The organism is Komagataeibacter sucrofermentans DSM 15973, assembly GCF_040581405.1.
GTDB classification, from domain to species: Bacteria; Pseudomonadota; Alphaproteobacteria; order Acetobacterales; family Acetobacteraceae; genus Komagataeibacter; species Komagataeibacter sucrofermentans.
The window spans coordinates 13,332-35,148 of sequence record NZ_CP137158.1 but is presented as its reverse complement, the minus strand read 5'-3'; the positions used below and the strand labels follow the sequence as shown (position 1 = coordinate 35,148).

The 21,817-nt window shown below is 58.3% G+C and carries 24 protein-coding genes and 1 pseudogene; 20 read left to right on the top strand and 5 right to left on the bottom strand.

The annotated features are described in order from the left end of the window. The first annotated feature begins 139 nt into the window (after positions 1 to 139). The 5 genes from R5N89_RS14145 to R5N89_RS14125 all read left to right on the top strand — a co-directional run bounded on the left by R5N89_RS14145 (position 140) and on the right by R5N89_RS14125 (position 5,090). Complete coding sequence (locus R5N89_RS14145) at positions 140 to 412, top strand: BrnT family toxin (protein ID WP_048852463.1); 273 nt, start codon at positions 140 to 142, stop codon at positions 410 to 412. Then, entirely contained in the window at positions 381 to 659 is a 279-nt protein-coding gene (locus R5N89_RS14140; RefSeq protein ID WP_110095206.1) for a DNA-binding transcriptional regulator, read from the top strand. Before R5N89_RS14145 ends, R5N89_RS14140 begins: the two co-directional genes overlap by 32 nt. Positions 660 to 846: 187 nt before the next feature. Then, on the top strand, positions 847 to 1,317 hold the full coding sequence (locus R5N89_RS14135; RefSeq protein ID WP_110095207.1) for a hypothetical protein: 471 nt from the start codon (positions 847 to 849) through the stop codon (positions 1,315 to 1,317). Positions 1,318 to 1,591: 274 nt separating this feature from the next. After that, positions 1,592 to 1,993: a hypothetical protein gene (locus R5N89_RS14130; RefSeq protein WP_244192276.1), complete on the top strand. Its 402-nt coding sequence runs from the start codon at positions 1,592 to 1,594 to the stop codon at positions 1,991 to 1,993. Between the two features lie 13 nt (positions 1,994 to 2,006). After that, positions 2,007 to 5,090 (top strand): secretion protein, encoded by a 3,084-nt coding sequence (locus tag R5N89_RS14125; protein ID WP_078524686.1) that lies wholly within the window; start codon positions 2,007 to 2,009, stop codon positions 5,088 to 5,090. A 95-nt stretch (positions 5,091 to 5,185) separates the two neighbouring features. Here R5N89_RS14125 and R5N89_RS14120 read toward each other — a convergent pair whose 3' ends face one another. After that, on the bottom strand, positions 5,186 to 5,455 hold the full coding sequence (locus R5N89_RS14120) for a DNA-binding protein (protein ID WP_167370176.1): 270 nt from the start codon (positions 5,453 to 5,455) through the stop codon (positions 5,186 to 5,188). A 431-nt stretch (positions 5,456 to 5,886) separates the two neighbouring features. On the opposite strand from R5N89_RS14120, the gene R5N89_RS14115 reads away from it, so the two are divergent. Both R5N89_RS14115 and R5N89_RS14110 read left to right on the top strand, forming a co-directional pair. Then, positions 5,887 to 6,570 carry a hypothetical protein gene (locus R5N89_RS14115; RefSeq protein ID WP_010512313.1) on the top strand — a complete coding sequence of 228 codons (684 nt, stop codon included), beginning with the start codon at positions 5,887 to 5,889 and terminating at the stop codon, positions 6,568 to 6,570. Beyond that, positions 6,563 to 7,348: an RES family NAD+ phosphorylase gene (locus tag R5N89_RS14110; protein ID WP_231290174.1), complete on the top strand. Its 786-nt coding sequence runs from the start codon at positions 6,563 to 6,565 to the stop codon at positions 7,346 to 7,348. The genes R5N89_RS14115 and R5N89_RS14110 overlap by 8 nt, the downstream gene beginning before the upstream one ends. A gap of 2 nt (positions 7,349 to 7,350) precedes the next feature. On the opposite strand, the gene R5N89_RS14105 is transcribed toward R5N89_RS14110, so the two are convergent. After that, positions 7,351 to 8,007: a DUF433 domain-containing protein gene (locus R5N89_RS14105; RefSeq protein ID WP_110570008.1), complete on the bottom strand. Its 657-nt coding sequence runs from the start codon at positions 8,005 to 8,007 to the stop codon at positions 7,351 to 7,353. 220 nt (positions 8,008 to 8,227) lie between these two features. Between R5N89_RS14105 and R5N89_RS14100 the strand changes: the two genes are divergently transcribed. Genes R5N89_RS14100 through R5N89_RS14045 form a run of 12 tightly spaced genes read left to right on the top strand, consistent with a single transcriptional unit; the run spans position 8,228 to position 18,291 of the window. Next, entirely contained in the window at positions 8,228 to 8,686 is a 459-nt protein-coding gene (locus R5N89_RS14100) for a DotD/TraH family lipoprotein (protein ID WP_048852667.1), read from the top strand. Next, positions 8,679 to 9,719 carry a type IV secretory system conjugative DNA transfer family protein gene (locus tag R5N89_RS14095; RefSeq protein WP_110095210.1) on the top strand — a complete coding sequence of 347 codons (1,041 nt, stop codon included), beginning with the start codon at positions 8,679 to 8,681 and terminating at the stop codon, positions 9,717 to 9,719. The genes R5N89_RS14100 and R5N89_RS14095 overlap by 8 nt, the downstream gene beginning before the upstream one ends. Further along, a complete protein-coding gene (locus R5N89_RS14090; RefSeq protein WP_110095211.1) occupies positions 9,716 to 10,879 on the top strand; it encodes a type IV pilus twitching motility protein PilT in 1,164 nt (387 codons plus the stop codon). Before R5N89_RS14095 ends, R5N89_RS14090 begins: the two co-directional genes overlap by 4 nt. Continuing rightward, positions 10,879 to 11,127, top strand: a complete 249-nt coding sequence (gene icmT, locus R5N89_RS14085) for an IcmT/TraK family protein (protein WP_010511855.1) — start codon at positions 10,879 to 10,881, stop codon at positions 11,125 to 11,127. Before R5N89_RS14090 ends, icmT begins: the two co-directional genes overlap by 1 nt. Further along, complete coding sequence (locus R5N89_RS14080) at positions 11,124 to 11,546, top strand: hypothetical protein (RefSeq protein WP_078524616.1); 423 nt, start codon at positions 11,124 to 11,126, stop codon at positions 11,544 to 11,546. The genes icmT and R5N89_RS14080 overlap by 4 nt, the downstream gene beginning before the upstream one ends. Continuing rightward, on the top strand, positions 11,543 to 12,052 hold the full coding sequence (locus R5N89_RS14075) for a lytic transglycosylase domain-containing protein (RefSeq protein ID WP_110569995.1): 510 nt from the start codon (positions 11,543 to 11,545) through the stop codon (positions 12,050 to 12,052). The genes R5N89_RS14080 and R5N89_RS14075 overlap by 4 nt, the downstream gene beginning before the upstream one ends. Next, positions 12,049 to 13,194 carry a hypothetical protein gene (locus tag R5N89_RS14070; protein ID WP_110569996.1) on the top strand — a complete coding sequence of 382 codons (1,146 nt, stop codon included), beginning with the start codon at positions 12,049 to 12,051 and terminating at the stop codon, positions 13,192 to 13,194. The genes R5N89_RS14075 and R5N89_RS14070 overlap by 4 nt, the downstream gene beginning before the upstream one ends. Positions 13,195 to 13,204: 10 nt before the next feature. After that, the gene (locus R5N89_RS14065; protein WP_007396658.1) at positions 13,205 to 13,810 is read left to right on the top strand and encodes a hypothetical protein; all 606 of its coding nucleotides are present in this window, start codon (positions 13,205 to 13,207) and stop codon (positions 13,808 to 13,810) included. Positions 13,811 to 13,813: 3 nt separating this feature from the next. Continuing rightward, the gene (locus R5N89_RS14060) at positions 13,814 to 16,156 is read left to right on the top strand and encodes a type IV secretory system conjugative DNA transfer family protein (protein ID WP_110569997.1); all 2,343 of its coding nucleotides are present in this window, start codon (positions 13,814 to 13,816) and stop codon (positions 16,154 to 16,156) included. Beyond that, complete coding sequence (locus tag R5N89_RS14055; protein ID WP_110569998.1) at positions 16,153 to 17,457, top strand: DUF1173 family protein; 1,305 nt, start codon at positions 16,153 to 16,155, stop codon at positions 17,455 to 17,457. Before R5N89_RS14060 ends, R5N89_RS14055 begins: the two co-directional genes overlap by 4 nt. 43 nt (positions 17,458 to 17,500) lie before the next feature. Continuing rightward, on the top strand, positions 17,501 to 17,680 hold the full coding sequence (locus tag R5N89_RS14050; protein WP_007396655.1) for a hypothetical protein: 180 nt from the start codon (positions 17,501 to 17,503) through the stop codon (positions 17,678 to 17,680). A gap of 5 nt (positions 17,681 to 17,685) precedes the next feature. After that, positions 17,686 to 18,291: a hypothetical protein gene (locus tag R5N89_RS14045; protein ID WP_110569999.1), complete on the top strand. Its 606-nt coding sequence runs from the start codon at positions 17,686 to 17,688 to the stop codon at positions 18,289 to 18,291. A 34-nt stretch (positions 18,292 to 18,325) separates the two neighbouring features. Here the strand turns inward: R5N89_RS14045 and R5N89_RS14040 are convergent. Next, positions 18,326 to 18,599, bottom strand: a pseudogene (locus R5N89_RS14040) (MucR family transcriptional regulator); the annotation flags it as partial. Positions 18,600 to 18,905: 306 nt separating this feature from the next. On the opposite strand from R5N89_RS14040, the gene R5N89_RS14035 reads away from it, so the two are divergent. Continuing rightward, positions 18,906 to 20,450, top strand: coding sequence for a Fic family protein (locus R5N89_RS14035; protein ID WP_110570001.1), 1,545 nt, complete (start codon positions 18,906 to 18,908; stop codon positions 20,448 to 20,450). Between the two features lie 388 nt (positions 20,451 to 20,838). On the opposite strand, the gene R5N89_RS14030 is transcribed toward R5N89_RS14035, so the two are convergent. Next, positions 20,839 to 21,324, bottom strand: coding sequence for a MucR family transcriptional regulator (locus R5N89_RS14030; protein ID WP_110570002.1), 486 nt, complete (start codon positions 21,322 to 21,324; stop codon positions 20,839 to 20,841). Positions 21,325 to 21,568: 244 nt separating this feature from the next. Further along, positions 21,569 to 21,793 (bottom strand): hypothetical protein, encoded by a 225-nt coding sequence (locus R5N89_RS14025; protein ID WP_167400902.1) that lies wholly within the window; start codon positions 21,791 to 21,793, stop codon positions 21,569 to 21,571. Positions 21,794 to 21,817 lie beyond the last annotated feature (24 nt).

The window sequence follows — 21,817 nt, the reverse complement described above, 5'->3', positions numbered from 1 at the left end:
CTGGATAAAGATATATGCCCCGGATTTTTATGCTATCGGGCATACGAGGTTGATGGTGACCTGTCGAAATGGCTAAAAGTTGCGGGATGCCCGTAGTTTTCACTTTACAGCAACTACGGTAATCCCGTATTATCGTCTCATGGATAACAGGTTTGACCCCGCAAAAGACCTCGCCAACCAAAAAAAGCACAAACTGTCTCTGGCCTTTGGCGACCGTATTTTCGAGGACGATAATCACCTGATCTTGCCCACCATCCGCATTGAGGATGAGGAGGATCGCTACAAAGTGGTTGGCGTCGTGGGCGAGAAGCTGTTCACCGGTGTGTTTGTCTGGCGGGACGATCTGCCCCGCTTTATTTCCGTGAGAAGGAGCAACAAAGGTGAAGAGAGAGCATATCATTCTGCCTGCTGATCCGGCGGATTCCGAAGACCGCGCGGTATCCATCGAAGGCATGGAGCGTGGGCAAAGGGCGCGGTTGATCCGTAAAACCCGTAACGATCTCGGTCTGTCTCAGGTCGAATTTGCCAGCCGTTTCCGCGTTCCTGTCGGTACATTACGGGACTGGGAGCAGGCACGGGCGATGGCCCCCGACTTCGCTGTAGCCTACGTTCGGGTCATCGGACGGCACCCCGATCTGGTAGCTCAGGCGGTGGCCTGAGCTGCCTTCCCAACCAGCCGGGGATTCAGCCCATCAACCCCAAACGCCGGATAGCCATTTTTATACCGAAGTCATAGTGTAATGTTCGACAAGGTAGATTTTTTCGGAAAAAACATTCGCAGTCGCATGTTACTGGCCGAAGACTCCTCTGAGGGACATGCCTCCCTCTTTAACGGAGCCCTTGACCATGAACCTCTCTCGCACAAGCATCCCCGACGCGGCGCGATTGACGCGTCTTGTGACCAAACGGGTCGGATACAGCCAGCGTGCCGTCACGGCACTTGGCACATTGGCCGTCCCGATCCTCATTGCCAGCCATGCGCTGGCCCAATCCGCAACCGGCAGCGCAAACGGTATCGGGGCCCAGATGCAGGCCACCGCCCAGGAGGGGCTGACAGCGGGCGGCTTTGTCGCTGCAGCATGCATGTATGTCGCTGCCTTCATCTGCTTCATCGGCGGCGTATGGGCGGCCTGGCAGAGCCGCAACGAACAGAACCGTTCGCCCGGAAAGGTCGGTATGGCAATCGCCGGCATCGTGCTGTGCGGTCTTTTCGCAACGGGTCCGCAGTGGATCAACAAGGCTGCCAACACCGCGTCCGGTGGCTCGGCAACCGTTGGTACGCAGGCTCAGGCCTATCAGTTCACGAGCGGCGGCTAGGAACCCGATCGCAATGGCCCGTCTCACCCAGTCTTTCCGGCTGCTGCCGCGCCCATGGGATCCGTCAGCGCCAGGCGCCAGGAAGATGGGTGAGCCGGGCCTTTTCACATGTGCCTGCTGCGGCCTGATAACGCCTGGTCGCAGGTTTCCATGGCATGGTGACGGACCCGGGCCTGTCTGCGCCTTATGCAACATCCTGCAGGATCCGACCCGTCCGGCCATTGAACGCGAAGCCGTCCTGATATGGTGGCCGAAACTGCCGCAGACCCGCATCATGACCCTGACCCGCTGCGCGCATCAGGCCCTCATGCAGACGCTCGGCAATGGGCCAAACGGACAGGATTCCGTCTGGTATCGTGCAATGGACGCGATCGCGTCAGGGTCGGATACCACGATGATTCCTGCGCAATGCAAAAGCGCTCTCGCTGTGCTCCGCGCTCTGCACGCGCGAACGACCGAAGCCCGGCGGCGGCTGGAGACAACCTCTCCCCGACTGCTGGCGACTGCCCTGCTGATGGCGAACCGGGCGGACCCGCAGATCAATGAAAGCGCGACCACCCTGATGGACGGCATCCGGCTCTTCCCCCTGGGCCGTCTCTACAACGGCCCCACCGACATCTACCCGGCGCTCGTCAGGGAATGGCTTGATGCCGATCCCCAACCGGTCATGACATGACAGGATCACATCAATGGGCGGTATTCTTTCCAGTCTGCTGGCCGGCATCAGCCTCGGGCTGCGCCAGCCCCTTGCCTCATTCTGCGATGTGGAAAGTACGCACGGGGACCATCTCATCACCAAACGCGGTGAATATGTCTCCGTACTGCGCATCAATGGCCTGCGTCGCATGTGCACGCGGCAGGAAGTGGAAGCACTCGCCGAGCAGCAGCGTATAGAATTGCAGGGTCTCCTTGAAGAACGTGGCCATGCCATCGTGGGATGGTATATTTCCGATCCCGAGCGTTCAGGTATCGAGATTGACCGCCTGAGCCTCAATGGTTGCCGGTCCATAGCCCGACAGATCGGAGCGGACCTTTCGGACGTCATCGAAGAGAGGCGCCGGCGCTGGCCAAACGTCATGCGCTGGGAAGCCACCTGTTACGTCCTGTGGACCCGGCCCAGCGTGCTGACACGTGAGGACCGCAAACAGGTGGCAGAGGAGCGCCGGACCCTTGCCTCCCAATTTCCCCGCGTGGGCAATACCCAACGTTTTGCCCTGCGCTCCGATATCATGGCGGCCCGCCATGAATCGTTCATTTCACGCGTCCAGGCTGCCCTGCAGGGGTTCGACATTTCCTGCGAATTCCTTGGTCCACATCAGGCATTGCAGGTCGCGCGCGAAGCGACCTATCGTGAAACGGCGGGCTCCGCCTGGAAACCGACCCTGCTGGGTGACCGGGTCATGCCACGGCTTCCCGACGATCTGGATGACCCGCAGCCACACCCGCAGGGCCTGCTCTGGCCGGCGATCCGGGACCAGATCTTCAATGCCGACGCCGAAACGAAAGGCGGGCAACTCGTGACCGTGGGGGATTATACATACGCCCCGGTCGACATGACGATTGGCCCAGAGGATCCGCGCCCGTTTTCCGAACTGTCCAGCGTACTCGGCCGCAAGAGACTGCCATGGCGCAGCGCCATGATCCTAGAGGGTGGTGGCCGCGCCGCCTTCGGCTTCAAGGAAGCCGGAGCCGGGTTTCTGGCGATGTTCCCCGGAAATAGCGACATTCGACGGGCGTTTGCCGCACTCAAGCTCGAGCGCCAGAAAAACAACCATAATTCCGTGCGGATGCGCATGACCGCCACAACCTGGGCTCCGGTTGGAGCAGAGGCGAAGCTGCGACGGCAGGCGTCGGACCTCTCCCAGGCGATTGATGCGTGGGGCAACAGCAAGACAACTCGGATTTCCGGCGATCCGCTGGAAGCGGCCATGGGTTCTGTCCCTGCCCTGGCGCTCGGTTCGACTGCGACCTCATCGCTCGCCCTTGTCGGTGACGCGTTCTCCATGATGCCGTGGGCACGCAGTGCATCACCGTGGCAGAGAGGATCCATCCTCTTCCGCAAACCCGATGGTTCAATCTGGCCCTACGATCCGACCGGGGGCGGGCTACGCCCATCCGTCGTAGACATTATCGTAGCCCCGCCTGGCGGCGGAAAATCCGTTCTGGCCAATACCATTCTGCTGGGCTTGATCCTCAGCAGCGCCGCGATCAGCAGCCATGGCACCAAGCTCCCCTATATCGGCAAGCTCGATATAGGGCCGTCCTCGCGCGGACTGATCGAGATGCTGCGCAACGCGCTTGGCCCCGAACGCCAGCACGAGGCGGTTTACGTCAAAATGCAGGCAATCCCGGGCTTCGAGGTCAATGTCTTCGATACCCAGGTCGGACTGGAATATCCCCTGCCACTCGAGCGCGTTTTCCTGCAGAATTTCATCTCGCTCCTTGCCACGCCGCTGGATGGCAGGCCTTGGGAGGGCATGGACCACCTGGTAGAGGACGTGATTGATGAAGCCTACCGCCTCTGTACCGGGGTGCAGGGGAGCACGCCTAAAATCTACACGCCAGGGATCGAGCCGGATGTCGATGCCGCAATAACATCGCTGGGCATAAGCCTGCCCCACCATGCGGGAGAGGACGATCCGACATGGTGGCGGGATGTCGTCGATGCCCTTGTCAGTCTCAGGGAGTACCGCCTCGCAGGTTTTGCCCAGCGTCATGCCATACCGGTCCTGCAGGATCTGCTGATTGCGGCCCGCAGCCCGGAAATCGAAAAACGCTATTCCAAGATCACCCTGGAAACTGGTGAAAGCCTGATCGACACGTTTGATCGCTACATCATGAACGTGATCAAGAATTTTCCCATGCTGGCGTCCCCGACAAGGCTGGATATGGGGGATGCGCGCGTGATCGTTCTCGATCTTGCCGAGGTGGCACCTTCCGGCTCTCCCGCAGCCAACCGCCAGACGGCACTCATGTATATGCTTGGCCGCCATATCCTGGCCCGGAATTTCTTTCTGCATCCCGATTATGCGGACGACCCGCATATGCCCCCGTCCATGCGGGACTATCATCTCGCCCGTTTCACGGAGATGTACGAAACGACGAAACGTGTCGACTTCGATGAGTGGCACCGCACCGAACCCGCGCCCCAGGTAGACAAGCAGGCTGTGCGCGACGGCCGCGAGGGACGCAAGCACAACGTCCAGCTCGCCTTCATTTCACAGAACCATACCGATTTCAGCGAGGACCTCTACAAGATATCAACCGCCCGATGGGTCCTCAAATGCGGTGATCAGGAGACGGCAGACAGCCTTATCCGACGCTTCAAGCTGTCCGATGCCAGCGCCTATGTCATCCGCAACGCGCTGCCGGGTCCGGGAAAGAATGGTGCGCCGTTCTTCGTGGACATGTCGGCCGGAGAAGCAAAGTATGAACAGCTTCTGGTGAACGTCCTGGGGCCAATCGAACTCTGGTCTTTCTCGACGACGCCTGGCGACACGGCGCTCCGTTCGCGCCTTTACAAACGGATCCACTTTGCCCGCGCCCTGCGGATGCTCGCCACCGTATTTCCCTCGGGAACAGCAAATAGCGAGATCGAACGCAGAAAAAGCGAGCGCATGAATGTTTTCGGTCTCGCGACCGATGAAGCATTTGCCAGCGTTCTGGATGAACTGGCGGATGAGATCGTGGAAGGTAGAGGCGTGGCCGCAGGATTGTATGAAACCCTGCGCGCCATTGATGAACAATCGGAACTCGAATTTACCACTGGGTAGAAAGTGACCGATATTCGCCTGACTGCCTCACGTCTTGAATGTTACAGCGATGTTGAAGCAAACGCCGATTACGATATTGGCGCTGAAATCAGGCATCAGAACGAAGCACCGTCCAGATCAATAACACCCGTTCTCCCATGCGCGGCCTTATCCTTGTCCTGCTGCCTGCGTAACGTGGTCGCGGAAGCTCGGCCTCGACGAGGCTGACGTTCAGCAGTCAACGCCAGTCCCAGATCGTCCATGCGGATATCAATCAGGTCGGCCAGAGTGCCGATCCCAACACCGGAATCTCCCTTTTCCAGGCGCGCGCCACGAAGGTCATGGCCAAGTTGTTCAAGAGCCAAGCGAAATTTGGGTGAGCCCATGACTATAATTCATATCTGACATACAACACGCCTTATACCGTCATATATGACCTTCTGCGAACTCTGGCACCCGCCTTTTACGGCACCCTTCCTACCAGCAGTCGGCTCCTCGCGTAGAAAACGGTGTTCGCACTCCCCGCCATAGTGCAGGTGCGTATAAAAAAGAGCGCAGATCCGCCCCCCTGCTTCGGGCGCAGCATCGGTCTTCAAGGTACCAAATTTGCCTTCAATGCTGCCCCAGGCCCTGTTCGTTCCCATGTTGCCCAAAGCCCTTACGCGTGCCTCAATCGACTTCGAACTCGCCACCTCACAAGTGGTGTTAGGCGTCGCCTGCTGCATCACCCGTCACGGAACGATCACCGCTACTCACCATCATTGACTAGGTAGGATATCTATATATATATCTATCTATCATATCCCAGGAGGAAATCATGGTCGCAGTCCCAAATCGAGAAATCACGAACACCGGCATTAAGCCGATAACTGGCTCTGTTCGTGAAATTCGCGAAAGTCTGCAGGATACAGACAACAATCAATTCGTTGTGTTTCAACTTGCACATGCCAATAAAAGCACCGCATCGGCATTTGCAGAGGCCGTTCGGCTTATTGCTCCCCTGATCATTGATCGGCTTGCCATTCATAAAACAGCGACCCTCAAGAAGCTTGTTGATGCACTTGTTCCGGCTGCGTCTCCTCCCGAGCACCTCATTACTGAGGCACGCATGAACGCAGATGCTCGGCAAACGGTTCTTGAGAGCGCAGAGTGGATCAGCGCTGTTCGACTATCTGAAATTGCAGGTTTCAAAGGCCAAAATGCCAGCGCCCAGCCAAACAAATGGAAACGCGAAGGAAAAGTTTTTGCTTTGCGACATGACGGGAATGATCTGTATCCGGCGTATGCACTCGACCGCGACATGCAATACCGCCCAATCAAGGGACTTGTCCCAATTCTAAAGGTGTTCAAAGGCAAACTGGATGCATGGGACATTGCAATCTGGTTTGCGTCAGCAAACAGCTTTCTTGGCGGCACGGCTCCTAAGGATTTACTTAAAAGTGCGCCAGAGCGCGTCTTAGCGGCAGCAGAAGACGAAATTGCAGGTGTGCTCCATGGTTAAACCGAGGCGGCCAACTCAGCCAAAGTCTCGTAGCACCGCGCATTCCGGTACAACGAAGATATCCACATCTCGCGCAAAACCGAAGACGACAGAGTCACCGTCGACCCCGCCTGTCGCCGTCACAGCAACGTCCCGCACAATCGCGCGTCCCCCTCCAGACCTTAATGCTCTCGTAAAAAAAACGATTTGGTCGGCAGACAAGACAATCCACCGCATCCATCCTGAGACTTACGGAGCAAATACGTTCAATCCTGGTCCCCAAGGAAATGCCCGATTTAGCCCGATCATTGATGCAAATGGTATATCCATTCCGACCATTTATGGCGGCACGACGTTAGAATGTGCAGCCATGGAGACCGTCTTCCATGATGTTCCCCATGAGCCAGGACTGAAGACCGTTGCAAAGCGAAAGCTAAAAAACCATCAATATTCACAACTTCAGTCCTCGACTGACCTCACGCTTGCAGATCTTAGCAGCACAGCCTTGCGCAAGCTCGGTATTCCACGTGTTGATCTCATTGAGACTGATAAGGATATATATCCTCAAACGCGCAAGTGGGCCGAAGCCATTCACGCTCAGTGCCCAGACGTTCAAGGTTTAGAGTGGGTGTCGCGTCAGGACGACCGTGCGCGCGCTATCATCCTATTTGGAGATCGCTTGCCACCAGATCCATTGAGCAGTATTGCACCTTCGGTCGATATCGTGGAAAATGAAGACACTTATGCGGCTCTAGTCGAGTTAGCCGAGACCATCGGTGTCCAGATCACTGGGAAGTAATATCATTCTTTTGCCGATTCAGTTCCAGTCTCTATGGCATCAAAAATACCCATCTCGGCCAATGCACCAGCCGCCCGCCGGAAACTACGGACCGGATATGGACGCCCAGGTTTGGGATAAGCCTCCGTGTAAGCAATAGCAGATTCAATCTGTTCCTCGGTCAGGGTCGGATAGTCCGCTTTGATCTCCTTGATTGTCTGTCCCTGTGCGAGGGCAGCAACACGATAAGCAGATATATCCGTTCCCTTGATAACAGGATCAGTCCCATCCTCCTCTAATATATTTTTCTTGGCATCGAGGAGTTTCTTGTATTTGGATAGAGAGTTACGCTGAATTTCGGTAATATTGGCTTTAAAAGGACCAAAGCTTACGGTTCTGGCTTTTGCTTCATTTTTTTTGAAGGCCTGATATAGCTTCCGACGCCCCATCGGAGTTAGATCCGCATGCATCTGCTTTTCAAGCGCCAGAAACAACAACTCCGAGAGGCCGATCTTTCGTACCCGCCTACGCCCTTTCTCCACACCGTGAACCGGCATGCCCTCTTCCGGCTCGCTGATCTTCTCTACTTCCCCACGATCAATCGCCCGGTTGATATCCTTTTCTGACATACCGATTAGAAACTGCGCTTCGCGTGGGGTAACGGGCTGGATTTCTATCATGTGCGTCTCCAATTGATCCCATAATAGGGAATAATTAGGATATATCAAGTCGTACTAAGCGCCTGCCATGACCCTGCGGGTCAATTTAGCGAAAGCAAATTCCAAAGAAGACCCAAATCTGCTCTCGGGGCCTGCATGAAATAAAAAGCAACGCAGCCAATTTTTGCTGTAGCAGTCGCAAGATGATCTTCGAAGCTTCTCCCATCATCCGGAGAAGCTCATGAAACATTCTCTGCTCATTTTTCTTTTGTCCATGGCGCTCAACGCCTGTGCGCAGAGCCTGTCGTCACCTTCTCCCATTGCGACGACCGGCATGGCCAATCCTGAACTGGCCTTGCAGCGGTCAATAGCAGAGACCACGACTGATCTTCGGGAACTTGGCAGCATCCGCCCGTCTCCGGTCGTTGCATCTACCAACCAACCCCCGCTCCCCGATGACCTGACCCGCCGGATCTGGTTCGTGTGGGACGGCCCGCTGGGCAAGGCCGTCGCAAAACTTGGCCAGGAGATTGGCTATAGCGTGACTGTCACCGGCCATCCCCGAGCAATGCGCGTCGCGACCAACAGCGTTGCCGCCGTGGTGGATATCCTTCGGACATTGGGCGATCAGGCCGGAGATCAGGCCATGGTCTCGGTAGACCCGCTTCACCACGCGATAACGGTGGCCTGGCATGCGTAAGATGGCGCTCTTTCTATCTTCGGCCATCGTCGTGACGGCCGCAGGCAGCCCGACCCATGCGGCGTCTGTCTCCACGGGGAAGGTTGTCATTGAGGAGGGGCAGCACGTCCGGCTACCGACATCGTCTCCATCCCCGCCATCGGCCCGCAGCGGCACATTGGTCCCGGAGCCACAGCCGCCCCAGCCGGGTGCGGATCAGGTGGACGGGGCTGACCCCGCCCTTGCCAATCCCATCAATAAACCGGTGACAGGAGCCTCAACGCTCGACGAGGTGGTCGGCGGCGAAGCGCCCCCCTCTCTTGAGGCCCTTGAGAACACCCGCCCCAATGACGAGCCAGGCGATGACCTGAAACCCGGTCGAAGCGTCCAGCTTCGGGAAGCCGCGCATATTTACGGCGCGCAGGGCGGTCTGGCCGCCCGGGCATTCGCCATCAACGAGATGCTGCGGCGCCATGAGGAGACACTCGACGCCACTTATGATTTCCGGTCGATCGTGCTTCCGATCGGGAGTGGCCAGACCCTCATGCAGCCTCCCATCGTCACCGAGGCACAGATGGCCTTTGCGCTCAATGACACCGGCCAGGTGGCGCACGAGACAGAATGTGTTTTCGAGATCACCCGGGAGGCACAACTGACATCCGCGCCCCCGGACTGGCGCACGTATCTCGTCCGGACATGGGGCAAACCGCATCACCCGGTAGCCGCGGCCCTGCCCCGCACAAAGGCGGAAGTGTCACACTGGAACCAGTGGGTGGCGGAAGGCTGGGCAGATGGAGAAAAGCAGGCGACCGAAATCTTCCTCTCCGATCTGTCGCGCCTGCAGCGCGACATTACCGGCATGGCCCGCTACCGGGTGCTGCTGAACGCCGGGCGCGTCGAAGAACCACGCGTCGTGTTCGAGCACCAGGACGCCGTGGGAGGAGGAGACACCCTCCACCTCAATGACCGCACGATCCGGATCGCGAGCCAGCCGGGGCTTCAGGGCCACGTCCGGCGCGGAAGCGACTACGGTTATCCGGAGCATTGCCGATGAATATCACCATCCCCGTCACGACCGACGAACGCTGGCCGGATGAAGGCAGGAAAGGGTTTGCCTGGGTCGAGGAGCGACGGCGTAACGCGCCGGGGCTGGACTCCCTCCTTCGCTGGGCGCATGGCCTCGGCGCCTCGCGCATCGACATCAAGACCGGCCATCCGGTCACGATCAAGGTGCACGGCGTGATCCGCTACGCCACATGTAAAGCGACGGACTCCCTCGCGCTGGCGGATATCGTCGGCCATGTCTATGCCTCTGACGGGATGGCCATGCTTGGTGTCGGCCATATCCTCGATACGGCCTACAGCGTGGCACTGGACCGCAAGGTCAATCTGCGTTTCCGGATCAATCTTTCACCCATTTCGGTCAAGCGGGGCAGCGGCGTCCACATCGTCATGCGTCCGATCCCCGCGCGTCCCGCAAGCCTTGACCAGCAGATGGTCGAACAGGAAATCCGGGACACGAACAGGCTCAAAAGCGGCATGGTCCTGTTTGGTGGGGCAACCGGTTCCGGAAAGACCACGTTGCAATTCGGGCTTGCCATCGAAAAACTCATGGACCCGACCGTGTATTGCGACATGGCAACTGGCGAGGAGCCCATCGAGTTCCTGCTGGACGACCTGCGACCGCCTTCAGGCTCGCGGATCAGCCAGACGGAGATCCGCCCTCCTACCCTGACTTTTCCCACGTTCACCCGCAGCCTGACACGCCGCGAGATGAGCGATGGCATCATCACGGAATGTCGGGACGGCGAGACCATGAATGCAGCCATCAATATCGCCATGATGGGCGGTATCCTGGGCACGACGCTGCATGCAGACAGCGTCTCCCTCATGATCCAGCGCGCGATCGCGCTCTGTCCGCCCTCGGAACGTGACAACCTCGTCTCGGCCCTCGCTCAGGCGCTCCGGTTCTGCATCAACCAGCGCCTTGTGCCCCGCAAGGGCGGCGGGCGTGTTGCGATCCGCGAATTCCTCACCTTCGATCGTGATCTGCGCCGCAAGCTGACCCGGACCGAGCCAACAGACTGGCCGGACGTCGTGGCCGACGCGGTCGAGGCGCAGGGCCAGTCTTTCGGAAAGGCCATCCGCAAACTGCTTGATGCCGATCTGATCACCGAAGACACCGCTCTGGCGGAAGAAAGGAGAGACGCGTGATGTGGCGTGCAACGGCCTATCCTGTCCGGGTTTTCATTCTCGATGCCCGCAGCTGTTTTCCCATTCTCATCTCCGTGACACACTGGAGCCTCACCACCCTGCTGATCGGGGTCTTCGGCGTGGTGTTTTTCGGCACGATCTCGTTTTTCGGGCTGACGCTGCCGGCCGCGATACGCTCCATGCGACGCTTCCTCATCGGGCCGGTCCGCACCGCCCTGCCGACATGGCAAAGGAGGCGGTTCTCATGAGCGCGATCGACCTGGCGGCGATCAGTGCGGCGCAGACACGGCTTCTGGCCAAAATCGGCAAGCCGATTGAACTGCTGGACCGTGGCACCGGAAAACGGGTGGTCGTATCACCGGCTGACGCGGCACACCCTGAAGCCTATCTGCCCATTTTCCTGATCAGTGCCGAAGCCCTGTGGCTGGAACTGACGGGAACGGGCTTTGCCCTTGATGTCAGCAGGACGCCCGACAGCGCGCTCGGCTATGCCGTCCGCAAGGTGCGCGCCGGTTCATTTACGGTCGTGATGTTATGTCTGATCGATGTCACGATGAGGCTTGCGGAGATGGACGACGCGCTGGTCCTCAATCATCTGATCGACTTCTGGGGCGAAGCCCATGGTCGGATTGCCGATGTCGCGCCGACCTTGCAGGGGGCGACATGATCCCCCGCCTCGCTCTGGCGGCACTCGGGGCGTTTCCCTTTTTTGTCGCCAGCACGACCGCCCGCGCCGCGAGCATCGAAGAAAATGGCCGCCAGATTGCAGCGTGTCTGGAGGCTTCGGCAAAAATCTCCGGTGTGCCCCGTGGCGTGCTGCTCGTCCTCCTCTATGTCGAGGCAGGTCGTCCCGGAATGGTCAGCCCGAACAGTAACGGCACGGCGGATCTCGGGCCGATGCAGGTCAACACGACATGGGTCGGCCGCATCGCAAAGCGATGGCACAGCACGCCAGCGCAAACCTATGCGGCGCTGCGCGACAGTTCGTGCGCCAATATCGAGGCAGGCGCCTGGATCCTTGGTCAGGCGATGCACGAGGCACACGGCGACCTCTGGCAGGCCGTGGCATTCTATCACTCTCATACCCCACGCCATGGCAACGCCTATCTCCGGCGTTTCTACGACATCGCCCTCACGATGATGGCCAGAAGCCGCAGGGACGATCGCTCATGAGCACGAGCCGCGTCCCATGGTCATCCAGCGATGACTATCTGCTCTTTTCCTCGATCATCATCATCGTCGGGGTCCTGCTGTTCAGCTACATGGCCTGGAGCCTGTGGCATACGCAGATCACGGCCTTCTATCTGCGGGTCATGCTGGGGCAGATCAACCTGCTGCATACGTCTAATCCCGACCTGATGCGCCTGCGTTTCCAGTTGCAGGCCGCGCAATATCGACCGGACCTGGTGCGGGCGATCCAGCTTTATTATGGCCTTGCGATCCTGGGCAATGCCCTGAAATGGCCGGTGGCCATCGTGATTGCGCTCCTGGGCGGGTTATGCATGTGGCGTGCTGCCCCCGGCCGTTTTGCAAAAGCGCTCGATCTGGAAGGTCTGATTGCGGTCCAGGCAGAAATGTTTCCGACACTGAGAGGCTTCGTCCGACGCCGACTGGACAGGCTTGTAACGCCCACGGATGGCATCCCCCTGCCCGCGGACCCGGCCCTGACACGTGCCGAATGGGGCGCGCGCTTCGCTGTCGATGCACAGGACCGCTACAGTGAAACCGGTGCGCTCGAAGCGTTCACGCGCCAGCTGGGCCGTCACTGGTCCAGCATCCACGCCGCGTCCCCTGTCGAACAGGTGCTTCTCGTTGCCTTTGCGATGCACTACCTCCAGAGGCGCCGGGAAGCCCTCGCCCTGCTTGGTGAACTCTCTGCCGGCCTGGCCGACGCCGGCCTTGATGGTCCGCATGGTCCGCTGGCGCCGCTCACGGTGCCAGAGTCCGTTATGCGCAGCGCCCGCTCTGCCCTGCAGGACAAGGAAATCACAAACTGTATCGATACGGTCTGCGAGCGCAGCGGATGGAGCGTGACCGCGCTCATGACCCTGCTGCACGAGGCCCGGCGTCAGGCGGGCGTACTGGCACCCTCCTCATTCGCCATCGTGAAGCTTATCGACCGATCATTATGGTACGCGCTGCACTCACTCGGCTTTCCTGCTGAAATCCCGGCCGAAGACCTTCATCCCAATCCCCGCATCGAGGCCGCCGGCGCGCGTGCGCACTGGAGCGAAGAGCGGCGCTACCAGCGTCCGATCTACATCCCTGCGGTTGAAAACGCACTCGCCATCCTGCGCCCGATGCCCGAAGCATAAGGATCTTCCCGTGACCCGTATCATCCTCCACGCTGATGGCCGGGCGCCCATCACCATTGAACTCGACGGGACAGGCTTACAGCCCCTCCATCTCCATCTCGGATCTGATTTCGGGCAGACGGAGACGAGCGATGCGGCACCGACTTTACCAGAAGCGGCAGCAGCACGGCGCGGGCGCCTGAAAAAGGCGTTGCCCGCGCTCATCGCCGGGGGGCTGGCCGCCATCCTGATCATCGGCACACGTCAGGCCATGGTTTCCGACCGCGCCGTTCCCGACACCGGGCCCGCTGGCATGCTACGGCCGCCTGCAATTCTACCCCCACTCTCCGGCTCGCCCATGACGGACGAAGGCGCGCCAGGGGTCCGCTCAACCTATGTCCCGGGCGCGCGCATGCCGGTCGATGGGAATGTGGTCGGCAATCCCGACGGTCACCCGGCGAGCGCGGAAATTGATGCCGCACGACGCATCATGACGCAGCGGCCTGTCGTCACTTATCCGCAACCCCCAGGTAGCGCGCAGACAGCGCCGACGGCGCCGGTTTCCCCCACGGCACCAACCGCTCCCGTGGCGCCCACGATCGACACGGGAAAATCTCCTTTCGGGCTGGAAGACTGAAGCATGGTGAAGCGCGAGATTGGCGGACCGCAGGTCCACCAGCAACTGAAACACGGCTCCACCTATCGCGACACGCGTCCCTTCACGGTCCGGATCGCCGAAGAACTGCAATCCAGCAGTTCCGGGTTCGCCCTGATGATTCTGGCAGGGCTCAGCGTGCTGGCTCCCGCGATCGTCGGGATCACCTTTCCCCTCGCCCTCTGCCTGACGCTCTGGGTCATGACCCGCCAGCCCGTGCTGCCTTTTCATCTGCCCAGGTATTGCGGACTGAAAGACAAACACGATCTTGATCCCAAAACCCGTCGGCCGCGGGCGGCGGCAGGCATCATATATCTTGGAACGGACGGACTGACCGGCCAGCAACTCTGGCTTTCATCCGACGCGGGGCGCCAGCACGCCGCCGTGCCCGGCACAACGGGTGCAGGCAAAACGACATCCGCCATCTCCCTGCTGGCCAATCCTCTCGCGCACGGATCCGGGTTCATCCTGATCGACGGCAAGGGTGACAACACGGTCCACGGCGATGTGCTGGCGCTCGCCCGCCGCTTCGGGCTGGACGACCAGGTTCTCAATCTCAACTTTCTGACCGCAAGCGGCATCCGCCAGTCCAATACGTTCAATCCGTTTGCAACCGGCAATGCCGACGCCATCCGTGAAATGCTGGTCAGCCAGCTTGGTGAGCCGTCCAGCAACGACGCCAACGGCGTCTTTCGGGACCGTGCCGTTGGCCTTGCCGGCACGATCGCCCCCGTGCTGACCTGGATGCGCGACACCCACGGCGTGCCGATCAACATCGAGACCATGCGCTACGCCATGGAACTGCGCTGGATCGGCACGCTGGCCCGGCATCGCGTATTCCTGATCCGCAACCCCGGCTCCGATCACCCCATCGAGATCAGCGTTCCAGAAATTCCCGATGATATCCTCTATCCGGCCCAGGCCTATCTGGGCGAACTGCCGGGGTATGATTCCTCGTTGGCGTGGAATGAGCAGAAAGAAAACAAACCGAGCGAGCAGCATGGCTACGCCAAGATGTATTTCACCCGGGTCTTCACGCAGCTTGGCGTCAGTCTCGGGCACATCTTCCGCGCGCAGATCCCTGATATCGACATGCGCGATGTGGTGCTGAATCGCCGCATTCTCGTCGTCACGCTGCCCGCGCTGGAGAATTCCTCGGATACGCTGGCCGGACTGGGCAAGATCGTGGTCGCTGCCGGTCGCGGCGTCATGGCCCAGCTTCTTGGCGCCCGCCTTGACGGCCCCGCCGAGCAGGTCTTCAAGCTCAAGGCAGGCAGCGGCGACGCGCCGTTCCATTTTTTCTACGACGAACTCTCCGCCTACGTCACGGACGGCATGGACCGGCAGTTGGCCATGGGACGCGGCCTGAACTGCATGTTCTGGCTGGGGTTTCAGGATCTTCCGGGTCTCACGACACGCATCGGCGACAAAGCCTTTACCCTGCTCGGCAACGCCAACCTCACCCACGCCATGCGCCTGCAGGATGCCATGCGCACGCGCGAGTGGATCGAAAAGCAGTCCGATCGGATCGAGGTCAGTCAGGCCACGCATTTTGAAGGCAACTCCGCGGGAAGTTACCGGGAAGGACGGGGTGCCGAAGTCCGGGAAGTCGCCCGTATTCCCTGGGCAGACCTTCAGTCACTCATCGAGGGCGAGGCCATAACGATGTATGCCGGTCGCATCGTCCATTCGAAGACGTTCTTTGCCGCCGTCAATGGGCGGTCAGGCGCGATCCGCATGGCCCAGCCGGTCATGCTTGCAGCGCCGCTGGACCTGAATCGGGTGCCCCCGGACCAGCAGTTGCTCGCCCTCCTCGCGACGATCGAAGGCGGCCTGTTTCAGTCTGAACTGACCACGGTACACGACGAGCCGGATGTTCGCGCACTCCAAGAAGCAGTCGACCGCCTCGGTCCAGGTTCTCAAGACATCCTGCGCAATTTTGCACAGATTGGTGCAGCAGTCGCCGCCGCACCACGCCGGGTTGCGACCGCCAATGACGCTGAAGAGAATGAGCACGCAGCCGGAACAGACATGCTGACACCATTTTCCTATATGCTGCGTGACGCTGCCTCCATCCCGAAACCCGGTTTTCAGACACCGCCCCGCACCATACCTCCCATCGACGGTCACCTGCTTGGACGCCTGGAGGCTATTGAACGCCGCGTGGACCGGCAGCCTGGTGTAGCCCGGCGTCAGGCACTGCTTCTATTGGGTGTCAGGGACGCGATGACAAAAGGCGCACCGAAGGAGGGCGCTGCCAGCACCGGGATGACCGAGAAGGAAATCCTCGCCCAGATCAGGATATTGCGAGAAAAAACCTCGGCATGACCGGCACGATCATCATCCTTCCCGGCGGGGAAAGGTTCCAGCTCGAATGGCGCCGGACCGACCCGGAGCGGTGGGAACGCCGCCTGAAGGCAAAATATGATGAGAGCCGGAGCGCGGAGCGTTCTGACAAGGCGCGATGCCTATGCCAGCATCGCGGCGCCGTACTACCTCTACAGATCCGTTACCGGGCGGACAGTCACAGTTATCACCTCGCCGTCTGGCCAAATGAAGGGCCGCTGCATGAAAAGACATGCTCGTTCTACAAGCCTGATCCGGAGAAAAGTGGGCGCGCCAGCTATGTAAATAGCGTAATTCGCGAGGGTGAGGATGGGGATGTCGCTGTGACTCTGTCGATCGGCCTGCGCCGCAAGGGACCACCCCGGCCAGTCGATGACACGCCGCTGCCTGCTTCAGATCGGCCCGGACAGGCGCGACAGCGCCGGATGACGCCTCTCGGGCTGCTCCATCTCCTGTGGGAGCGGGCGGGGCTGACCGAATGGCGGCCACAATTCGCTGGACACCGCACACCGACGGTCGCCCTGGGCCGGATCGCCTCTGCCGGAACCCGGATCCGGGCGCAGGGCAGACTGATCTCCGATCTTCTCTGTCCTGTTGCCCCAGGGCATGAAAAGTTCGGACGGCGTCTCCATGCCGTTGTCAGGACAGAAGGACCGGAAAACCATCTGTTCCTGATCGGGTTCGTGGAGGCTCTGGAACCAGATCCCAGGGGCAATTTCACGATGGCCCTGAGCGGTCAGCGCAACGGTTACCGCTGCTTTCTGACAGTGCCTGCTGCCGAGAGGAACCGTCTTGTCCGGTCGCACCAACTGGCGGCAGCCACACTCGCCCTGCCCGAAGCGGCGCGGCAGGCACATGTTGTGGCGTTGCTCTATGTGACGGCACGAAACATCGGAACGCCCAATAGCCGATGGAAGGGCTGGATCCAGGCGGAAGTCAGGACCGGTGCCCTGATGACCGTCTCTCGCAGCATGCTTCCTTTCGAAAGCGGCCATGAACTGGCGGTAGCCGATGCCCTCGTGGCAGCGGGACGCGCATTCGAAAAACCACTGCGTTTCGACGCGGAACGGGATCTCGTTTTCCCGGATTTCATCCTGCAGGACACGGCGCGGAATGACGGATATCCAATGGAAGTTTTCGGTCGCACGGACGAGGCCTACACTACCAGACGAGCCGAAAAGGAAAATTACTACGACGCGACCTTCGGAGCGGGTGGATGGTGGTCATGGGATGCGACAACAGGGAGCCGGATGCCGCCTTTTCCATCAGGCAGGCTGAGATAAAACAGGGTGACTTCTTCACTTGGCTGCCTTAATATGTAGCACCATGAAGCTGAACTCCCATCAGGTTGCTCTGGCAGCAATAAGAAAGCAAACCCTTGCGAACACGAAGAGCAAGCGGACAGCCCATGCGGCTTTGCTGCGAATGGGGATTATCGATAGCAAAGGCGCGGTTACCAAAGAGTACACGCGTGACCCACGCATTGAGGGCATGCTTAAAGCGTAACTGCGTTGACAGCTCTTCATACATCTTTTGTACTCGGTTATCATGGTTGTTCTGAAGAGGTCGGCCGGAACCTGATTAACGGAGAAAGCGCACCAACTCCGTCGGAGACCGACTACGATTGGCTTGGACCGGGTTTCTATGTCTGGGAGTCCGACCCGTTACGTGCGCAAGAATGGGCATATCAGAAACAGCGCAGGGATTCCGGTTTCAAACCGTTCGTTATTGGCCTGGTCGTAGATCTGGGCAACTGTCTTGATTTAACGACACGCGAAGACCTGGAGATGCTCAAGACCGCCTATGAAGGCCTGCGAGAGACATTAAGCACGGATGATATACCGATGCCAGTGAACCGTGATTCCCGGCACGACGTAAATAGTGATAAACTTTTTCGTAACCTCGACTGCGCTGTTATCAGGTATCTTCACGATTCTATTGAAGCCACAGGGTCTCATCTCGCACCTTATGATACGGTGCGCGGCCTTTTCCAGGAAGGCGGCGAACTCTATCCCGGTAGCGCCTTCCGGGAAAAGACACACACGCAGATCGCAATCCGCAATCTGGATTGTATAAAAGGAATCTTTCGTCTGCCGGACTCTAGCGTCGGGATATAAGGTAGACAACCGTCTGTTCATCATCATGACTAAATCAAAAGAACAGCCACGCCGCCTCGTCTGACGGCGCGCTCCGCTTTTGGTGGATGGCCTTCTTTCTGCCCCGACGCTTCTCCTGCGACCTCTCTGGCAATGCCGGTTCCGTTGCCCATATCATCAAATTCTGTCGCAGCAGAGTTTATGTCTCGCCCCAATCCGATTTCTCGTGCAAGTTCCGATCTGCGCACTGTGTAATTGGGAGCGACCATAGGATAATGAGACGGAAGTCCCCACTTCCGCCGATATTCTTCAAGCGTCACGCCATAGGATGTTGATTTTCACTGAGAACTGATGGTGTGGACGGCTCGCAGTGGTCCTGAGAGGATGCTGAAGAGTTGACTGTCCAGTGGAGGAAACCATCACGCCGCAGTTGATCCGTACCATCAGTTCTCAGTGAAAATCAACGCCGTGAGGGCGCTTCAGCGAATGGGAATTATTGATCACAAAGACGAAGTGACGAAAGCATACGCGTGGCCACGGCTGTCCATATATATTTTTTTACACAAGGCACCGTTTATATGCGATTTTAAGCATCAATAAACGGTTTTGGACAACTCAGCAGGAATCTAATTCCAATGGCGGACCCGATTGGCGGCATGTGGCTCGCACTGAAATATGATGCAGAGCCATTCGGTGGACTGGCTGTCAAAAGCCAGCTTGGCAGTCGCCGGTCGAGCAGTCATCATAATTTATACAGCATCGAGACATATCCCGAAAACATGCGTCCGGCCGACACGGCGGCCGCGCATCTGCAGTTTCATCTGCGACACGAACCCACCAGCCTGGAGTTACTGGCGCGCGTCTTTGCGAAGACCGGACCGGGTTTTGTCCAGGAGTGGATAAACAATGCACCGACCGGACAATATGCCAGACGGGCGTCATTTCTCTTTGAGTTCGTCACCGGACAAACGCTCGTGCCGCCAGTCGACCTCGGCGGCAACTACGTCTTCGCACTGGACGCATCTTTTCAGGTAACAGCTTCTCCGGACAAGACGAGCAACGTCAGCAGATGGCGCGTCCGTGACAACATGCCCGGGAACCGCTTTTTTTGCCCCTTTATCCCGCTTTCCAGTCAACTCAAGACGGCTGCGGAGATGGACGTGTCTGCCGGTTACGATGAACTGGTGCAGGAGTTCGGCGAGAGCATGCTTGCCCGGGCCGCAGTGTGGCTGACAAACCGGGAAAGCAAGGCAAGTTTCACCATTGAAGGTGAGGAGCATCAACTTGACCGGATCCAGCGCTTCAGCCACGTACTCGCCACGAGAACCGGGCAAGGGGCAGTTCCACTGACAGATACTGACCTTGCCGAATTGCAACGCAACATCCTCGGTGACGTCACAATAACCGAGCATTTTGGCTTGCGGCTGTCACCAGTATTCGTTGGAGAATACACGATAAGGTACGAGAATGTTGTTCATTACCTCGCGCCTCCCGCACAAGACGTAGCGGATATGCTTGAGGGATTAAAAATTTTCCTCGACAGGACGGAAGGACAGTCTCCTGTCATGCGTAGCGCCGTGGCAGCCTTCGGGTTTGTCTACATCCATCCTCTTTCTGACGGGAACGGCCGTGTCCACCGGTTCCTGATAAATGACGTTCTCAGGCGGGACGGCGCCATCCCCGACCAGATCATCCTCCCCATCTCAGCTACGATCATTGGAGACCCGACGAGCAGGCGAAACTACGACCAGATTCTGGACAGGGTTTCAAAACCCCTGATGAGACAGATCACGGATCAAGTCTCTTTCAATCGTGACATGAAGACCTATCCTGATGGAATAAAATCCAATCTCGACTTCTCGAACCCTAATCTGGCGAGACCGGCCTGGCGCTATATCAATTTCGCCCCCCACGTTATCTATCTCAGCGCAGCACTAGAGATGACCATCAAGCACCACATGAAAGAGGAAGCCATATATCTCCGGTCGCACCATAATGCCCGGCAGGCCCTCAAGGAACTTGTTGAAATGCCGGATATGGATGCCGACCGCATCATCAGGTCATTACGGGATACTCGTTTCATACCCAGCGGCAAGATTCAGAAAGAATATCCCATGATCGAAAAATTCAGGCTTTGGAACGCCATCTCTGAGGCGCTGAGGCGTTCATTCTCTGAATGATTACACGTGGACCGCTCGTGATAAGGAGAAAGCTGTCCGTCACCAGACATGGGATCTGCAAAAGGATTGTCCGAGCGGAAAAGGCAGGTTGCCCTCGTGAGAGCACAACTTTGTAGACATCGCTTATGGATTTTCACTGAGAACTGAATTCTTTCACAAGGTGCATAACGCAAGGCTTAGGATCGCGATCCGCAACCTGGATTGTATAAAAGGCATCTTTCGTCCGGATTTATCGACGTAACGCCCCGAACTGGATCATGGTCCGGTCAAACAGGAACAGCCCCAGTCGGCACCCTACGGCGTAGCCAAGAAGTTCTGCCTTCTCATATTGCTGCGTTCCTGAGCCAGGAGATCGCCGCGCCGCCTGGTCCGGCGGCGCGTTCCCCTTTTAGTGGACGGCCTTCTTTCTACCCCGGCGACGTCCTTGCGGCCTGTCAGACAATGCAGGTTCTGTCGCGCCCTCATCACCAGATTTGGTGGCAGTGGACATTATATCCCGCCCCAGCCCAATCTCTCTTGCAAGTTCCGATCGGCGTACTGTGTAATTGGGAGCGACCATAGGGTAATGAGGTGGAAGTCCCCATTTCCGCCGATATTCTTCAGGCGTCATGCCATAGGACGCCTGCAGATGCCGTTTGAGCATTTTCAGCTTTTTCCCATCTTCAAGACATATGATATAATCCGGAAATACGGACCGCTTGATGGGAACGGCAGGTATCTGTTCTTTTACGCCCGAAGCAGTCGGGACGGACAATGAATTGTAAACAGTCCCAATCAGCCTGATAAGTTCGTCCGGCGATATTTTATTTTCCGATACATAAGCAGTTATGATTTCCACGGTCAGCGCCAGCTGTCTTTGTTGTTCTTCGGGCATTGTCCATCACCTCAACAGACGAAAAAACTCTGGCCCTGTATATAACACCGCTACTGGGAATAGTCCTCGACGTTTTCGAGGATTTGGCAGATTGCAAAACAGGTATGCTCTTGAGCAGATATCCGATAGGATCCTGTGCCTGCTCATCTGTATTTTATCTGACCGTCAACACTTCTTGCTTTCTACAGCAATCCTGTTACCCGTTTCCCGCACAGCATCAAGACGCCGTATCTGCAATACGAAATCATCTGGAGTCGGTGTCAGCAGAACACTCAGACACAGCTTCCTCCTCGGTCCAGGAAGGTCTTGAGGCGTGAACATGCGCGGAAGCTTCAGTCGCGCCAATAATGCGCAGCAGACCTTCAGGGATCGGTTCACGCACAACATCATTGAACCGCGCACGCAATTCGTTCTTCAACCAACAGTCGAACGGATCAGGATCTCCCCGGAAAGACACATCGTCCATCATTGGCCTGTTATCTGCTGCTCCCCG